The sequence below is a fragment of the Bradyrhizobium sp. HKCCYLS3013 genome (assembly GCF_051167615.1).
GTDB lineage: Bacteria > Pseudomonadota > Alphaproteobacteria > Rhizobiales > Xanthobacteraceae > Bradyrhizobium.
Genome location: NZ_JBNPTK010000001.1, coordinates 473335 through 487704, shown reverse-complemented (window position 1 = coordinate 487704; position 14370 = coordinate 473335). Strand labels below are relative to the sequence as shown.

Annotated in this window: 15 protein-coding genes; 9 read left to right on the top strand and 6 right to left on the bottom strand. The window is 66.5% G+C overall.

Annotation, left to right across the window (positions count from 1 at the left end; translation table 11 throughout):
* Positions 1-280: 280 nt before the first annotated feature.
* Positions 281-1198, bottom strand: a complete 918-nt coding sequence (gene miaA / locus ACQR1F_RS02215) for a tRNA (adenosine(37)-N6)-dimethylallyltransferase MiaA (protein WP_434912466.1) — start codon at positions 1196-1198, stop codon at positions 281-283.
* Positions 1199-1201: 3 nt separating this feature from the next.
* On the opposite strand from miaA, the gene serB reads away from it, so the two are divergent.
* Both serB and ACQR1F_RS02205 read left to right on the top strand, forming a co-directional pair.
* On the top strand, positions 1202-2092 hold the full coding sequence (gene serB, locus ACQR1F_RS02210) for a phosphoserine phosphatase SerB (protein ID WP_434912465.1): 891 nt from the start codon (positions 1202-1204) through the stop codon (positions 2090-2092).
* Between the two features lie 639 nt (positions 2093-2731).
* Positions 2732-3001: a hypothetical protein gene (locus tag ACQR1F_RS02205; protein ID WP_315805564.1), complete on the top strand. Its 270-nt coding sequence runs from the start codon at positions 2732-2734 to the stop codon at positions 2999-3001.
* Positions 3002-3021: 20 nt separating this feature from the next.
* Here the strand turns inward: ACQR1F_RS02205 and ACQR1F_RS02200 are convergent, their stop codons facing one another.
* Positions 3022-4389: an MFS transporter gene (locus tag ACQR1F_RS02200; protein ID WP_316217064.1), complete on the bottom strand. Its 1368-nt coding sequence runs from the start codon at positions 4387-4389 to the stop codon at positions 3022-3024.
* Positions 4390-4532: 143 nt separating this feature from the next.
* On the opposite strand from ACQR1F_RS02200, the gene ACQR1F_RS02195 reads away from it, so the two are divergent.
* The 7 genes from ACQR1F_RS02195 to arsH all read left to right on the top strand — a co-directional run bounded on the left by ACQR1F_RS02195 (position 4533) and on the right by arsH (position 9100).
* The gene (locus tag ACQR1F_RS02195) at positions 4533-5462 is read left to right on the top strand and encodes a LysR substrate-binding domain-containing protein (RefSeq protein ID WP_315805562.1); all 930 of its coding nucleotides are present in this window, start codon (positions 4533-4535) and stop codon (positions 5460-5462) included.
* Positions 5463-5490: 28 nt separating this feature from the next.
* Positions 5491-6021 (top strand): GNAT family N-acetyltransferase, encoded by a 531-nt coding sequence (locus ACQR1F_RS02190; protein ID WP_315805561.1) that lies wholly within the window; start codon positions 5491-5493, stop codon positions 6019-6021.
* A 167-nt stretch (positions 6022-6188) separates the two neighbouring features.
* The gene (locus ACQR1F_RS02185) at positions 6189-6485 is read left to right on the top strand and encodes an ArsR/SmtB family transcription factor (RefSeq protein WP_316217066.1); all 297 of its coding nucleotides are present in this window, start codon (positions 6189-6191) and stop codon (positions 6483-6485) included.
* The gene (locus tag ACQR1F_RS02180) at positions 6482-7534 is read left to right on the top strand and encodes a permease (protein ID WP_434912464.1); all 1053 of its coding nucleotides are present in this window, start codon (positions 6482-6484) and stop codon (positions 7532-7534) included. Before ACQR1F_RS02185 ends, ACQR1F_RS02180 begins: the two co-directional genes overlap by 4 nt.
* A gap of 16 nt (positions 7535-7550) precedes the next feature.
* Positions 7551-7787, top strand: coding sequence for a thioredoxin family protein (locus ACQR1F_RS02175; RefSeq protein ID WP_315713355.1), 237 nt, complete (start codon positions 7551-7553; stop codon positions 7785-7787).
* Positions 7772-8287 carry a GlcG/HbpS family heme-binding protein gene (locus tag ACQR1F_RS02170; RefSeq protein ID WP_434891844.1) on the top strand — a complete coding sequence of 172 codons (516 nt, stop codon included), beginning with the start codon at positions 7772-7774 and terminating at the stop codon, positions 8285-8287. The genes ACQR1F_RS02175 and ACQR1F_RS02170 overlap by 16 nt, the downstream gene beginning before the upstream one ends.
* A 111-nt stretch (positions 8288-8398) precedes the next feature.
* Positions 8399-9100 carry an arsenical resistance protein ArsH gene (arsH, locus tag ACQR1F_RS02165; protein WP_434912559.1) on the top strand — a complete coding sequence of 234 codons (702 nt, stop codon included), beginning with the start codon at positions 8399-8401 and terminating at the stop codon, positions 9098-9100.
* Between the two features lie 957 nt (positions 9101-10057).
* On the opposite strand, the gene ACQR1F_RS02160 is transcribed toward arsH, so the two are convergent.
* From ACQR1F_RS02160 to hflK, 4 genes are all read right to left on the bottom strand, one after another.
* Positions 10058-11560, bottom strand: a complete 1503-nt coding sequence (locus ACQR1F_RS02160) for a Do family serine endopeptidase (protein ID WP_315805556.1) — start codon at positions 11558-11560, stop codon at positions 10058-10060.
* A gap of 230 nt (positions 11561-11790) precedes the next feature.
* Positions 11791-11997, bottom strand: a complete 207-nt coding sequence (locus tag ACQR1F_RS02155; RefSeq protein WP_315713359.1) for a DUF2065 domain-containing protein — start codon at positions 11995-11997, stop codon at positions 11791-11793.
* A 120-nt stretch (positions 11998-12117) separates the two neighbouring features.
* Positions 12118-13059: a protease modulator HflC gene (gene hflC / locus ACQR1F_RS02150; RefSeq protein ID WP_316183602.1), complete on the bottom strand. Its 942-nt coding sequence runs from the start codon at positions 13057-13059 to the stop codon at positions 12118-12120.
* A complete protein-coding gene (gene hflK, locus ACQR1F_RS02145; RefSeq protein ID WP_315805554.1) occupies positions 13056-14183 on the bottom strand; it encodes an FtsH protease activity modulator HflK in 1128 nt (375 codons plus the stop codon). The genes hflC and hflK overlap by 4 nt, the downstream gene beginning before the upstream one ends.
* Positions 14184-14370 lie beyond the last annotated feature (187 nt).

The following is a 14370-nucleotide window of genomic DNA, read 5'->3' as shown; positions in this document are numbered from 1 at the left end:
CCCGGCGATGCGCCTGGGTACGACTACGATAAGGAGGGCAATAAAGTTGCGCATGATGCCGAGCAAGCTTCCCAAAGGTTGCGCGAAACATAGCCATGGTTGCCTCGATGTCAAGGCAAAGCCGGCTCTGCTGCGCGATTTATGGATGTTAACGCGGAATTTTCCGTTCGGCGAGCGGTAATTTGGCCATCACGCCGTCATTGCGAGCGAAGCGAAGCAATCCAGGGGCCCCACTCGACAACTCGGGATCGCTTCGTCGCTGCGCTCCTCGCGATGACGATCAGAGGGATGCCACCCACGCCCGCGCCGCCTCGGGGCTCATCCACTCGAACTCCGGCAACTGGTGCCGGAACCAGGTGAACTGCCGCTTGGCGTAATGGCGGGTGTCGGCCTTGCCGATGGTGGCCGCCTGCTCCCGCGTGATCTCCCCTCTGATATAGCGCATCAGCGCCGGCACGCCGTGGGCCTTCATCGCCGGCAGCAGCGGATCGAGGCCGCGTGCCGCCAGCCGCTCGACCTCCTGCAACGCGCCGCGGTCCAGCATCAGATCGAACCGCGCGTCGATCCGCTGATACAGCGCCTCGCGCTCGGGAGCGATGAACAGCGCCCGAGTGCTGCCCGCCGGCAGCAGCGGTGGCGTCGTCTCCGCGTGCCAGTCGGCCAATGGCCGACCGGTGGCCTCGATCACCTCCAGCGCGCGGGCCACGCGGGTGCGGTCACGGACGTTCAGCCGCGCGGCCGCCGCCGGATCGCGTCGCGCCAGCTCGGCATGCAAGGCCTCGACGCCGTCGCGATCGAGCCTGAGGCGCACCGCGTCGCGCACCTCATCCGGCACGGGCGGCACCGCGGACAGCCCTGATGTCAGCGCCTTGAAATACAAGCCGGTGCCGCCGATGAAGATCGGCAGCCGCCCGACCCGCTGCACCTCGCCTAGGATCTCGGCGGCATCCCGGACAAAATGGCCGGCCGAGTAGTTCACGCTGGCATCAACATGGCCGTAGAGCCGGTGCGGCACGGCGGCCTCCTCGTCGCAGGTCGGCCTTGCCGTCAGCACCCTCAGATCGCCGTAGACCTGCATGGAATCGGTATTGATGACGACCCCGCCCGCTTTTTGCGCAAGTTCCATCGCCAGCGCCGACTTGCCGCTGGCGGTCGGCCCTGCGATAAGCACCGCTTTGTTGATCCCTGGCAAAGTCACCTGATGTCTCTCGTCGCCACCTTCATCTGCAATCCCGCCGATCCCGCGCTTGATACCACGATCGTGGAGGCCTTCCTGGCCGTGCTGCCGTCGCCGGGCACGCCGCGCTGGCTGTTCGACGAGGTCGCGATCGACATCCCGTTCGCCCATGACGGCGAGGTCCACAAGCTCGAGGCGCGCCTGCGCGACCTGCGCGGCGACATGCCGATCGACATCGTCGTGCAGGCGGAAGCGGTCCGGCGCAAGAAGCTTTTTCTCGCCGACATGGACTCGACCATGATCGGCCAGGAATGTATCGACGAGCTCGCCGACTTCGCCGGGCTGAAGCCCCGCGTCGCCGCCATCACCGAGCGCGCCATGCGCGGTGAGATCGCATTCGAGCCGGCGTTGCGCGAACGCGTCGCATTGCTGAAGGACCTGCCGGTGAGCGTCGTCGACGAAGTCCTGACCAAGCGCATCAAGCTGACGCCGGGCGGCCGTCATCTGGTGATGACCATGCGCGCCAACGGCGCCTATACCTGCCTGATCTCCGGCGGCTTCACGCTGTTCACCAGCGCCATCGCGGCCAAGATCGGCTTCCAGGAGAACCGCGCCAACGAGCTCGTCGTCGACGGCGGCAAGCTCACCGGCGAGGTGCGCGAGCCGATCATCGGCCGCGACGCCAAGCTCGCCACCCTGATCGAGCTGCGCGAAGCGTTCGATCTCGACGAGATCGACACGCTCGCGGTCGGCGACGGCGCCAACGACCTCGGCATGATCGAGGCCGCCGGCCTCGGCGTCGCCTATCACGCCAAGCCCGCGGTCTCGGCCGCAGCCTCGGCCCGCATCGACCACGGCGACCTCACCGCCCTGCTCTATGCCCAGGGCTACACGCGCGATCAGTTCGTGGACTGACGAGACTGCGGCCGCGCGGCAGGCCAAGTAGCCGCGCGAGCCTTTGCGCAATACAGCGCCCTCTCCCCTTGTTGTGAGAGAGGACGCGTTGATGGGCAGCCGCCATGCCGTCATTGCGAGGGCACCGAAGCAATCCAGAGTCCGACGCAAGGCTATGGATTGCGTCGTCGCTTCGGTCCTCGCAACGACCGTGACATGTTCACCGGTCCACGTCCGTGTCACAAAGCGAGGGTGACAATGCGGTGATGACCCGCGCAGCCTGCTGTGGTGACATTTAATCAAGGTTTTGCGAACGCTCGACGATCGCAATCGCATTGCCCCTGTGCGAATCGCCGCCCAAGCAAAGCCGTTACCAAAGCCCTGCCTTCATCGGCTCTCGATCAGCGCATCATCAGGATTTTGTTTCAATCCAGCGCACTCGCACGCAACTCCATTCCAATCTCATTTCAGATCGCAAATCACATCATTCACCTTCCGCATCAAGGCGGCACGCGAACTGCCATTTTAACCGCATCACCAATCCATGAATTGTCAAATCATGCTGCAGCGCATATAAAGCTGACAACGCTAGGGAGTGTCCAAGGAAGCGAAAGCGATTGCAGGTGATGCAATCGATCATCGTCACAAAAGGACCTCTCGATGACCATCAAGCACATCATTCCCGGCTCTCTCCTTGCCCTCGCGCTGCTGAGCAGCGCTGCCGTAGCCGGCGAGCTGCCGAGCTACGAAGTGGGCGCGCTGCCGGCGTCCCCGCACCAGCTCTCCGTCATCGGTGCATCCGCCGCGCAGCAGACCGTTGCGATCAATGCGGACAGCACCGCCACCCCGGTCCAGCTCTCTGTGCTCACCCAGCATCGTCGCAGCGCCGCTCTCGCCGTGCCGGCGACCGTCGGCAGCGTTCGCAACTGATCGACAGGCCGTCTCCGCCATCAGGCAACTTGCTGCTGCTTCTCCCCGCAGGTCGGCGCGACCGTGGCCGAGGGCAGCAGCAGGAGTGCCGATGCGCTCGCCGCCGCGCAGACCGGCGCAGCGACCCAGAATACCCACGCGTAGTTCGGTACTTCGCCTGATCTCCCCAACACCGCGCCGAGCACCGCGATGCCGATCGCAAAGCCGGCTTGGCGCATGACGACCGTCACAGCCGCGGCCATCCCAGCCTGATCGGCCGGGACCAGCGCAACCACGGCCCCCGACAATTGCGGATGGGCCAGCGCGGCTCCGCTTCCGATCACGGCCATTGCGATGTGCACGAGCCACGACCGGAGCGCCGGATCGGGCATGGCCAGCGCGCCGACGAAGACAAGATTGCCCAGGGCGATGATAGCCAGCGCGACCGTGAAGTGCCGCCGCCATCCCCACCGGACGACCAGTCTTGCACCGAGCGGCGGCAAGACCAGCATCGGCAACGTCGCCGCGAGCATCGCAAACCCGCATTCGGAGGCAGTCCAGCCGAACGTCGCACGGAGAAAACCCGGCAGGAAGACCAGCACGGCCCAGTAGCCGAGCGATACGGCATTCAACAGCAGCGCGACGGCAACCATCGCGCGGTTGAGGAAGATCGCTGGATCGAAGATCGGCTGCGTGCGGCGCCGCTGCTGCCAGAGGAAAGTCGCCCAAAAAAGCGCCGCCAGCACGACCCCCAGAATCAGTTCCGGTCCGCCGTGACCGTGCAGCAGGGTTGCAATCAGCATGCAGAGCGCCGCGCTAAGAAGACCCATCCCGAGATAATCGAGCGGACGCCGCGCCGAACTGCGCATTTCGGGAACGAGCCGGGGAATGCTCCAGGCCGCCAGCAGGCACGCCGGCAGATTGGCGGCGAAGATCCAGCGCCAACCGATCCACGCGGAAATGCCGCCGCCGATGCTCGGTCCGACCGCCATCGCAACGCCCGAGACGACGCCGAGCCCCCCCAACACGCGCGTGCGCGAGGCGGCCTGCGGATAGAGAGCGGCAATCAGCGCAATGCCGCCGGTCATCACGAAAGCCGCGCCCAGTCCCTGCAACACCCGCGCGAGCCCGAGGGTCAGGCCGTCGGCCGACAGCGCGCACACGACCGATGCGGCGGCAAAAACGAGGTTGCCGCCGAGCATCGCTCGGCGACGGCCCAGGCTGTCGGCGAGAGCGCCCGCGACGAGAAGCGCCGCCGTGAAGGCGAGGCTGTAGCCGTCCATCATCCAGGCCTGGCCGGCGATCCCAAGCCCAAGCTCGTCCGCGATGGTGGGCAAGGCCACCACCACGGCGGTCACATCGAAATTGGTGAGGAAAGCCGCCAGGCTCAGGGCGAGCGCCGGCCACATGGACGGCGCCGTTGCGACGTCGGCCGACGATGACGTGGAACGGGCTGTCGGCATTTGGCGGCCTTCGTCATGGGGAGGGACGGGCCAAAGATATGGCCGGCGCACCCATTCACGTCAGCATGAATCTCGTTCATACTTGGCCGATGCGATCTCTTCCGCCATTCGACGGTCTCGTTGCCTTCGAGGCCACCGCCCGCCACCGCAGCATGACCTTGGCAGCGACGGAGCTCGGGCTGACGCAGAGTGCTGTCAGCCACCGGCTGCGCAAGCTCGAGACCTATCTCGGCGCCAAGCTGTTCAACCACCGCAGCGGGACCGGACTGTCGCCGACGACGGCCGGCACCTCGCTGCTCACGGAGATCGTTGGTCTGCTCGACGAGATGGCGCTGCTGCGCGCGCGCTACCGCGCCGCCGCGCAGCCCGCGGTGTTGAAGGTCGGCGTGAGCGCAGCCTTGTCGCACTACTGGCTGGTGCGTCGGTTGCCCGGCTTTCTGTCCAGACACGGCGATGTCGGCGTCGAACTCGTCGTCGCCGAGAGCGAGGCTCAGGCGCGCGCAGCTGATGTCGATCTCCAGGTGCTGTGGTTGCCGAAGGCTGCGGCGCGCGCGAGCTCGACGCAACGGCTGCTGTTCAGAGAGCGCGTCTTTCCGGTCGCCATGCCGCGCCTGTTGCCGCGCGGCCGCGCCTTGCACGATGTCCGCAATCTCGCGAACTACCCCATCATTCACAAGGGGCGCGCCGGCCGCGACGACGGCGCTGAATGGTCATGGCCCGCATGGTTCGAGCGGCTCGGCCTCGGCGCGGAGGCTCCCGTCGGCATTCGGGTCGATACGATCAGCCTGGCGCTCGCCGCAGCGATCGAGGGCGCCGGCGTGGCGCTGGGACGATCGCTGCTCGTGCATGACGCACTGGCCGAGCGCCGCCTGACGCGCGTCGTTTCGGCCGAATGGGACGTGCCGTCCAGCAAGGTGCATGTCGTGCGCTGGCCGGCCGTGCTCAGCAGCGATACGCGCGTCCGGTTTTTCACGAACTGGCTCGCGAGCGAAGCAGCGCTGCTCTCCGATAGTGAGTGATGCGTAGACAGGATATGGAGAAGATTTCTTGAGTGACATCATCATCCGCGCCGCGACCAGCGAAGACGCGCCGGCCGTCGCGGCGCTCCATGCGGCGAGCTGGCGCGACGCCTATGCCAACATCCTCGCGCCGGAGTTTCTCAGCAGCGCCATCGACGCCGACCGGCGCGCGGTCTGGACGCAGCGGCTCGGCACGCCGGCCGTGGATCAACTCGTCAACGTCGCACGCGACCCGGCCGGGTTGATGCGCGGCTTCATCTGCTGCTATCGCGACGCCGACCCGGTGTGGGGACATCTGGTCGACAATCTTCACGTCGCGGCCGAGACCAGAGGCTCGGGGCTTGGAGAGCGGCTGCTTCGCGGCGCGGCTCGCCTGCTTTCGGCAGGCGCGTCACACTCTGGATTGCACCTCTGGGTCTTCGAGGCCAATGTCGCCGGCCTCCGGTTCTACAGGCGGCTTGGCGGCCGCATCGTCGACACCAAGCCCTCCAGCATTCCCGCGGCTGACGGAAAGACCGTCCTGCGCGTGCATTGGCCTGACATCACTCAGCTCGCCTGATCCGGCATCGCCGGTGCGCGCAGACATACAGCCCGCAAGCCGCTGAGCCCAGTTTGCATCATCCCCTCGACGGGTCCGGGAATTGTCATCGCCGGCAGCGGCGTGCCAAGACAAAGGATATCATATGCGCTATTGCGCAAATACGAAAATACGCATATATCGCCGCCATGTCCGATCCCGTCGCGCTGCTCGCCGCTCTGGCCGAGCCGACCCGCCTCGCGGCCCTCCGCATCCTGTGGGATGGCGGCGAGCATTGCGTCTGCGAGCTCATGCGGCAGCTCCGAGCCAGCGCATCGCGCATGAGCCGGCACATGTCCGCCCTCAAGGCCGTCGGTCTCGTCGTCGACCGGCGTGACGCCCAGTGGGTCCGGTATCGGCTGAACCCTGACCTGGCGCCCGATCGCCGCGCCATCGTCAACGCCGTCATGGCGGCCATGGCTGAGCCGAACAGGAACGCAGCATGAAAACCGAAATTTCAACCTATCCTGACGGGTCGGCATCGGCTGTGATCTGGATCGTCGCGACGGCCGCTGCGGTCGCGATGTGGTTTGCGGTCTACTGGCAGCTGGAAGCGTTCTCGGCATGGCTGGTGTCGTCGCTGCCGGTGCCCCGCGACAGCCATCTGGAAGAAGCCGCGCGGTTCTTCGTGTTCGACGCGCCCAAGGTCCTGATGCTGATGACGCTGGTCGTGTTCGGCATGGGCGTCGTGCGCAGCTTTTTTTCAGCCGAGCGAACTCGCGCATTGCTCGCCGGCAGGCGCGAGGGCCTCGGCAATGTCGCGGCTGCGATCCTCGGCGTATTCACTCCCTTCTGCTCGTGCTCGGCGGTGCCGCTCTTCGTCGGCTTCGTCTCGGCTGGCGTCCCACTCGGCGTGACCTTCTCGTTCCTGATCGCGGCGCCAATGGTGAACGAGGTCGCGCTCGGCCTGCTGTTCGCGCTGGTCGGCTGGAGGATCGCCGCAATCTATCTGGCCTTCGGCCTGGCGGTCGCGATCGTGGCGGGATGGATCATCGGACGACTGCATCTCGAAGGCTGGCTCGAGGAATGGGTTCGCAACGTGCGCGCAGGACAGGCGGAGCTGCAGCCGGATTCACAGACCGTCGCCGATCGGATCCGGGCCGGGATCGACGCGGTGCGCGACATCGTCGGCCGCGTCTGGGCCTGGATCATCATTGGCATCGCGGCGGGCGCATTCATTCACGGCTATGTCCCGAACGACCTGCTCGCCTCGATCATGGGCAAGGACCAATGGTGGTCCGTGCCGGCCGTGGTGCTGATCGGCGTGCCGATGTACGCCAACGCTGCGGGCATCATTCCGGTCGTCGAGGCACTGCTCGGCAAGGGTGCGGCGCTGGGGACGGTGCTCGCCTTCATGATGAGCGTCATCGCGCTTTCGTTTCCCGAAATGCTCATCCTGCGCAAGGTGCTGACGCTCCGGCTGATCGCCGTCTTCGCCGGCGTGGTGGCGACCGGCATCGTCGCCGTCGGCTATCTCTTCAACGCCCTGTTCTGATGAAAGGACAAGCCCCATGAAGAACGTCAAGATTCTCGGCTCCGGCTGCAAGCGCTGCGTTCAGACCGCTGCCATGGCCTCCTCGGAAGCAAGCAAGCTCGGCATCGAGATCGAGCTGGAAAAGATCACGGACTTCGCCGACATCGCCCGGTTCGGCATCGCCTCGACGCCAGGCGTGGTGATCGACGGCAAGGTCGTTCACGCGGGCGGGCTGCCGAAGGCCGAGGACATGGCGAAATGGCTGTCGGCATGATGGTGTTGCGTCCGCTGCTCGCAGCCGTCCTCCTGCTCGGCCCGGCTGTCGTTGCGCGCGCCGACGAGCCCACCTGGACGCGGCGGATCATCGCGCCGGACACGGCGCTCAAGGCAGCACAGGCGGCGCTCGCGGAGTGCCGCAAACGCGGCTGGCAGGCTGCCGTGACCGTGAGCGATCCGTCCGGGCTCACGCTGGTCACCCTGCGCGACCGTTTCGCAGGCTGGCATACCCTCGAGGCCGCGACGGGCAAGGCGAGGACGGCCGCGAGCTGGCGCGAGGCGACGAGCACGCTCGCAGCCCGGCTGGCACGACCGGACGCCGCGGAACGGGCGATCGTCAACGTTCCCGGCGTTGTCATGGTCGGCGGCGGCATGCCAATAGAGGCTGCTGGCCAGCAGGTCGGAGCGATCGGCGTATCCGGTGCGCCCGGAGGCGACAACGACGACATCTGCGCGAAGGCCGGCATCGAAGCGGTCGCCGCGGACATCGCATTCTGAGCTCTTGGCGTTCTGGGCGGCTTGGCGTTCCGAGCGCTTCTGCCGGCGGATCTCGAACGAGGACGGCCGACGCCGATCATTTTGCCGGAGGATACCGCGTTGTCTGACACGATGCCTCAATTGGACGAAACCTCCTTCCATCCCATCGACCGCGCGAAGCTGCTGGAGCCCGCTCTCTCCTCCCACCCTCCGCGAATCCTGCTGCTCCACGGATCGCTCCGGCAGCGCTCGTTCAGCCGGCTGCTGACCGAGGAAGCGGCGCGCATTCTCGTACGCTTCGGCGCGGAGACACGGAGCTTCGATCCGCATGGCTTGCCGCTGGTCGACGACGCCGAGCCGGATCATCCGAAGGTCCGCGAGCTGCGCGATCTCGTGACCTGGTGCGAAGGCATGGTGTGGTGCTCGCCCGAGCGGCACGGCGCGATGACCGGCGTGATGAAGACCCAGATCGACTGGATCCCACTGTCGCTCGGGGCCGTCCGGCCGACGCAGGGCAAGACGTTGGCCGTGATGCAGGTCAGCGGCGGATCGCAGTCGTTCAACGCCGTCAATCAGCTGCGAGTGCTCGGCCGCTGGATGCGCCTCATCACCATTCCGAACCAGTCCTCGGTGCCGAAGGCCTTCGCGGAGTTCGACGACGCCGACCGCATGAAGCCGTCGCCCTATTACGATCGCGTCGTCGACGTGATGGAAGAGCTCGTCAAGTTCACGCTGCTGACGCGCGACCGGGCGGAGTATCTCGTCGACCGCTATTCCGAGCGCAAGGAGAATGCCGAGGCGCTGTCGAAGCGGGTCAACCAGCGATCGCTGTGAGGCTCCGGCCGCGGCGCTCAACCCTGCACCGGAACGGCGTCGCCGGCCTGCTGCGGGCGCCGCAATGGATTCTGGAAAAAAGAATCTTATTGCGCTTTACCTGAAATCATGATTATCTCCGCGCATCCCGCCTCACCGCAGAGGGGCGTAGCGCGCGATCGTCACGACACGCGAGGTGGGGATGCGATGGCCGCAGTGTTGCCGCAGCGTGTCTTCGGGCACGCCGACGAACGGCTTGGCTGCGGACGTGAAGTCGCAGCGTCCTGATACCCCGACGCTGGTATCAAGCCGCGATGGCGCCGCAGGCGCCGCGCGGCGATGGTGGCCAACAAGCCCGGCGCACCAGGGAGACTGCGTATAAGCGTGAAGACCGTCGCGCAGGGAATGCCGGTTGAATCGGCTTTACCTGTGGTACCTGCCGCCTGCATTTTTTTCGCAGGCGGGCCATGGGTGAGGCCTTCACCCGGCATTCCCTGCGCCCTCTGCATTTCGAGAGGGACGAACTGATCGCAGACCTCGGGCGCCATGCGCCGCGGGAATGTGATCTTACGTCCTCATGCCGATAGCGTCGCCTGCGCTGTTTGAGATGTAAATCGGATGTTTCTCCACCGTCGTCCCGGACAAGCCGTGACGCGCTCCAGCGCGGCACGGCGCCGATCCGGGACCTATACTCCGCGGCGGAGGTCATGGGCGAGCTGATAACGGCTCGCCTGCCTCAAACCACTCCCTGTGGCTATGGGTCCCGGCGCAAGGCCGGGACGACAGCGGAGGGTGTCGGCGCAGTCGGGCTCCAAGCGAGGTCGCGTAGGGTGGGCAAAGCAGCCGCCCGCAGGGCGGTCGCGTGCCCACCGTCGCGCCGCGAGCTCGGAGCCAGATGTGGTGGGCAGGGCGCGCGATGGGTCCTCGTCTCAAGGACGCTCCGGTGGCGCGCCTTTGCCCACCCTACTGCATCGTGCCCTACTGCAGGCTCAACGCCACGAACCGCAGCTCGCCGTCGGCGTTCGACACCAGCAGCAGCACCGACTTCTTGCCGTCCTTCTTGAGCTGGTCGACGCGCTTCTTGATGTCGGCGCCCGAGGTCACCGCCTCCTGGGCGACCTCGACGATGACGTCGCCGGCCGACAGCCGCTTCTCGGCGGCGTCGGAGGCCTGGTCGACGCCGGTGACGACGACGCCCTTGACGCTGTCCTTGATCTTGTAGCGGGTACGCAGGTCCTTCGACAGCGCGGCAAGATCGAGCCCGAGCGCCTTCTGGGTCACGGGCTTCTCGGCGGGCTCGTCCTTCTTGATCGCCGCCTGCTGCACCTTCTCGTTGTCCTCGAGCCGGCCGAGCTTGACCTTGAGCGTCTGCTCCTGGCCCTTGCGGATGACGATGACGTCGACCTCCTTGCCGACGGCGGTGTCGGCGACGATGCGCGACAGGTCCTTCGGCTCCTTGATGTCGTGGCCGTCGAACTTGACGACGACGTCGCCCGGCTCGATCCCGGCGGGCTTCGCCGGTCCCTTGTCGTCGACGCCGGCGACCAGCGCGCCGCGCGCCGGCTTGATGTTGAGGCTCTCGGCGATCTCATCGGTGACGCCCTGGATGCGGACGCCGAGCCAGCCGCGGCGCAGCTCGCCGAACTGGCGCAACTGGTCGACGACGCCGGCCACGGTCTTCGAGGGCACCGCGAAGCCGATGCCGATCGAGCCGCCCGACGGCGAGATGATCAGCGTGTTGACGCCGATGACCTCGCCATCGAGGTTGAACAGCGGGCCGCCGGAATTGCCGCGGTTGATGGCGGCGTCGGTCTGGATGTAGCTGTCATAGGGGCCCGACGAGATGTCGCGGTTCTTGGCCGAGACGATGCCGGCGGTCACGGTGCCGCCGAGGCTGAACGGGTTGCCGATCGCGACCACCCAGTCGCCCAGCCGCAGCTTGTCGGAATCGCCGAACTTGACCACCGTCAGCGGCCGCGGCGGCTTGAACTTGAGCACCGCAAGGTCGGTCTTCTTGTCGACGCCGACCAGCTCAGCCTTGATCTTGGTGCCGTCGTTCATGATCACGTTGATCTCGTCGGCATCGGCGATGACGTGATTGTTGGTGACCACGACCCCGGACTCGTCGACGATGAAGCCGGAGCCCAGCGAGTTGGTGCGGCGCGGCGAGTTGTCGGCCCCACCCCGGCCGCCCGGACCGCCGCGGCGGTTCTTGAAGAAATCGTCGAAGAACTCCTCGAACGGCGATCCCGGCGGCACCTGCGGATTGGCGTTGCGGTTCTCGGACGAGCCGCCCTTGGGCTCGACGGTCTGCGAGGTCGAGATGTTGACGACGGCGTCGATCACCTTTTCGGCGACATCGGCGATCCCCTCCGGCCCCCGCGCCGAGGCCGGGACCGGCGCGAGCGCCCAGCCCGCGGCAAGAACCGCCGCGGTCAGGATCGGACGCAGTCGACGGCGGAAAGCAAGGGTCGCGGTCATCGGGCGGATCTCCAGAAAAGTCGGCAAATTCAACCGTTACAGTGCGCCGGAACCGGCGGAGGACGCAAGCACGCCGGATCGGACCGCAGATTCATCATTGAGGGCGACCTAATACGGCAAAATGGCGCAGCCATCGCCTCACAATGGCGTTGGCCGGGCGGTTGACGGTCATTGCCGCGGCCGGACCTCGTTCCTGTGCGGCGGCGCGCAGGCAGACGGCGATGCACACCTCAGATCGGCCGCCGGATCACCCAGATCAGGACCAGACCGGCCACCGCCGAGCCGATGCCGACCGCGCGCAGCACGTTGTCGGGCGTGGTCATCGCGGTCTTCATGGCCCGCCGCATCCACTCCGGACTGGCCGCGAACAACAGGCCTTCGAGCACGAACAGGATACCTAATCCGATGAGGAAATCGGAAAACGCAATGGACCTCATCGGACCCGGACCTCCCGTTCGATCTTCTTGATATGTAACGGGGCGAAGCAACGGCTTCGCCCCGTCCATGTCAACTCTTATTCACCCGGATCAACCGCCCTGGTCATCGGGGCCGATGCATCAGGGCTTGGGCGCCGGCACCGCGGCCGCCGCGGTCGAGCTGCTGGCGGTGGACGGCGTCTCCCCCGCCGGCTTCCCAGAGGGGTTGGCGAAGTAGCGGAAGAACTCCGAATCGGGCCGCAGCAGGAAGCGGGTGTCGCCGGACTTGAGGCCGTTCTCATACGCCGTCATCGAGCGGTAGAAGGCGAAGAAGTCGCGGTCCTTGCTGTAGGCCTCGGCGAACAGCCGGTTGCGTTCGGCATCGCCGGCGCCGCGGGTCTGCTCCGCCTGCGAGTTGGCCTCGGCGACGATCACGGTAGCCTCGCGATCGGCCTTGGACCTGATCTCCTGGGCCTTCTGGCCGCCGAGCGCCCGGAACTCCTCGGCCTCACGCTGCCGCTCGGTCTTCATCCGGTTGTACACCGCCTGGCTGTTGGCCTCCGGCAGGTCGGCGCGGCGGATGCGGACGTCCACCACCTGGATGCCATAGGCGTCGGCCTCCTTGTCGAGCTGATCGCGGATCTTGCGCATCAGCGCCTCGCGCTCGTCGCGCACGACTTGCGTGAAGGTGACCTCGCCGAGCACGCGGCGCAGCGCGGCGTTCAGCAGCGTGCCGAGCTGGACGTTGGCGGTCTGGATCGAGCCGACGCTCTGGTAGAACTGCAGCGCGTTCTTGATCTTGTAGCGCGCGAAGGCGTCGACCACGAGCCGCTTCTGGTCGAACGCGATCACCTCCTGCGAGGGGTTCTCGAGGTCGAGGATGCGCTTGTCGATCGAGATCACGTTGTCGATGAACGGTGCCTTGAAGTTCAGGCCGGGCTCCGTGACGACGTCGACCGGCTTGCCGAACCGCACCACCAGCGCCTGCTCGGTCTGGTTCACGGTGAACAGCGAGCTGTAGCCGATGACGACGAGCACGAGCACGGCGACGAGCGCGACGATGCCTGCAACGGGGGACCTCATCGGACGCCTCCCTGCTGAGCGGCCGGCGCCGGACGGCGCGGCAAGAGATCGCCGAGCGGCAGCAGCGGCACAGGGCCGCCGGTGGCGCCAGAGTCGAGCACGAGCTTCTCCGAGCCACCGAGCACGCGCTCCATGGTCTCGAGATAGATCCGTTCGCGGGTCACGTCGGGCGCCTTCTTGTACTCGTCATAGACCTTGAGGAAGCGCGCGCTCTGGCCCTTGGCCTCGGCGATCGCCTGCTCCTTGTAGCCTTCGGCGACCTGCAGGATCTGCGCGGCACGACCGCGCGCATCCGGCACCACCTTGTTGGCGTAGGTCTGGGCTTCGTTCTGGAGACGCTCGAGGTCGGCACGCGCCGCCTGGACGTCGCGGAACGCCTCGATCACCTGGGCCGGCGGATCGACCTTCTGCATCTGCACCTGGGTGATCTGGATGCCGGAGCCGTAATTGTCGAGCGTCTTCTGCATCAGCTCCTGCACGTTCTGCTCGATCACGGTGCGGGCGCCGGTGAGGATCGGCTGGATGTTGGAGCGGCCGATCACCTCGCGCATCGCGCTCTCGGCCACCGCCTTCACGGTGCCCTCGGGGTTCTGGATGTTGAACAGGAAGTCGGCCGCGCCCTTCGGCTTGATGCGCCAGAGCACGGTGACGTCGACGTCGACGATGTTCTCGTCGCCGGTCAGCATCAGGCTCTCCTCCGGGACATCGCGACCGCTGCGGCCGCGCCGGCCGGGATCATCATTGGCGGTGATGCCGATCGAGATCGAGTTGACGCGCAGCGCCTTGGGCAGCAGCACGGTCTCGATCGGATAAGGCAGGTGATAGCGCAGGCCCGGCTGCTCATCGCGGACATATTTGCCGAAGCGCAGCACGACGCCGAGCTCCTCGGACTGCACGCGGTAGATGCCGGAGGCGAGCCAGATGATGATGGCGCCGAGCACGATCAGGAGCACGCCCGCGGTGCCGAAGCCGCCGCCCGGCACGAACTGCTGCAGCCGGTCCTGGCCGCGCCGCAGAAGATCTTCCAGGTCGGGCGGCCTTGGACCGACCGGTTGCGGTCCCGAGCCCCAGGGCCCCTTCGGACCCTGACCCCACGGGCCTCCGCCCTGATTCTTCCACGCCATCGATCGATCTCCTCCGAGAGGCTGAGTGTACACCAACGCCGGCCCCGACGGTCGCCGGGTTATAAGGGACGGCCCCGCCCCTTACAACGTAGCGCTCCAGCTAAGCCCGAACCGGGTTTTGTCAATGTAAACAGGGCCGGAAGCGCCGGTTTGCCGCGGCCTCAGCTCCGCCACGCGGCCAAACTGC